Origin of the sequence: Cypionkella psychrotolerans, assembly GCF_001294535.1 — a bacterium.
GTDB classification, from domain to species: domain Bacteria; phylum Pseudomonadota; class Alphaproteobacteria; order Rhodobacterales; family Rhodobacteraceae; genus Cypionkella; species Cypionkella psychrotolerans.
Map to the genome: position 1 here is coordinate 1 of NZ_LGIC01000067.1, position 1,809 is coordinate 1,809.

2 protein-coding genes and 1 pseudogene are annotated in these 1,809 nt (G+C 61.3%); 1 reads left to right on the top strand and 2 read right to left on the bottom strand.

The features are described 5' to 3' along the window. Positions 1 to 282 (bottom strand): annotated as a pseudogene (locus AKV04_RS15665) (IS5/IS1182 family transposase); the annotation flags it as partial. Positions 283 to 345: 63 nt separating this feature from the next. Next, positions 346 to 1,521 carry a GNAT family N-acetyltransferase gene (locus tag AKV04_RS15670; RefSeq protein WP_162232882.1) on the bottom strand — a complete coding sequence of 392 codons (1,176 nt, stop codon included), beginning with the start codon at positions 1,519 to 1,521 and terminating at the stop codon, positions 346 to 348. Here AKV04_RS15670 and AKV04_RS26235 point away from each other — a divergent pair. Next, positions 1,408 to 1,809 (top strand): AAA family ATPase (locus tag AKV04_RS26235; protein ID WP_156317582.1); only part of this gene is annotated, 402 nt, incomplete at its 3' end. The two genes, AKV04_RS15670 and AKV04_RS26235, sit on opposite strands and share 114 nt — an antisense overlap.

Genomic DNA, 1,809 nt, shown 5'->3' on the forward strand with positions numbered 1-1,809 from the left:
AACCAGCCAGTCAAGCATCTCGCCCTTGCCATAGGCCGTGTCCGCGATCAGGCGTTCCGGCTTTATGCCGAACGTATCGTTCACGCGCTCGATCATCGTCCGCTCCGCCCCAACCTCGGCTTGGCGGATCGAGTGGGCGGCTTCCACATCGAGGATAACATCGTTATCGGTGTCGATCAGATAATTGGTGGAATAGGCAAAATAGGCAGGCCCGCCCCGCGCCCCGGTCCATTGCGATGCCGGATCGGAATGTGATGTGACCCGCCCAGCCGCGCCCGCAGCGCAATGGAGGCGTGAGCGGCAAGGGCGATTCCCGCTGCCTGCCAACTTCCGCGTAGGCCATGCTCACGACAATGCCTTCTCCACCACGATCACACCCGGTTCACCTGCCAAGACCTGCTCATTGAAGCCAAGTGGTGCAAGCAATGCACGCATGGACTGGTTTTCAGCAAGAACCCAGCCATTCAAACGTTTGATCCCGGCCCCGCGCGCCACGCTCATCAACGCGGTTACCAATGCTGTGCCGACTCCTCTGCTTTGAACGCGGTCCAGAACGACGACAGCGAACTCCGCGCTTTCCCGGTCGGAAGCGCGCGTATACCGGGCGATGCCCCAGAGTTCTTCGGATCCGTCGCGCTGACCCGTAGCGACCAGCGCCATGTCGACGCGGTAGTCAATGTCAATGAAATCTGCCAATAGCTCGGGCGTCAATTCATTGACCGGCGTCAGAAACCGCTGCTTTCGCGACTGTGGCGACAGCGCCTGAACAAAGGCGCGCTCTGCGCTGTCATCTTCAGGCCGGATTGGACGAATGGTAACGGACGTGCCGTCTTGAAGAGTTGCCAACTGCACCAAGTGACGTGGCCAGGCCGCTATGGCCAGATGGGCTGACGGATCGATCGAAGGATCGCGTGGCGCAACCCGGATGCGAACATCAAGCGCAATCACACCCTCTGGACCGGCCAGAAGGGGATTGATGTCCAGTCCTTCAATCGCAGGGCAGTCGCAGACAAGTTCCGATAAACCAAGCAACGCCGTCACAACTGCGGCCCGATCAACCGGAGGTGTGCCACGGAAAGCCCCCAGCATCTGTGACACGCGCGTACGCGCAATCAGCCGCTCGGCCAGAATGGTGGTTAGCGGCGGCAAAGCAACGGCCGTATCACGCAAGACTTCCACGGCAACCCCGCCTGCTCCGAACATGATCGCGGGGCCGAATACCGGATCTCGGCTGACACCAAGCAACAATTCGCGCGTGTGCTCCAGCCGGACCATCCGCTCAACCGTTACTCCATCTATAGCAGCGCCGGGCCTTGCCGCGCGGGCCCGCGCAATCACCGCCTCGGTGGCCGCACGCACGGACATCTCGTCAGCAAGATTAAGCACCACTCCCCCCACATCGCTTTTGTGGCTGATGTCGGGCGAAGCGATCTTTACGGCGACAGGATACCCGGCACGGGCAAGACGGTTTTGGCGGGTGATCTGGCGCCAGATATCGGTTCTTGTCCGGGTGCGGTGCATCTGCGCACCGACACCGAGCGCAAGGTGGAGGCAAGCCATCTGGACTACACGCAGAAGGGACGTGGAGCGATTTACGAACGGTTGTTCGCGCGGGCCGCGAACCTGTTGGCGGCGGGCAGAAGCGTTATTCTTGATGGCACGTTTCTTGACTTGGCACAGCGCGTTGCCGCCGAAGACCTGGCCCTGCGTTCCGGCGTTGACTTCTTAGGGCTGTGGCTGACGGCACCACAGGCTGTTCTTGAAGACCGGGTCACGTCACGGCGGGGTGATGCGTCCGATGCCGATGCG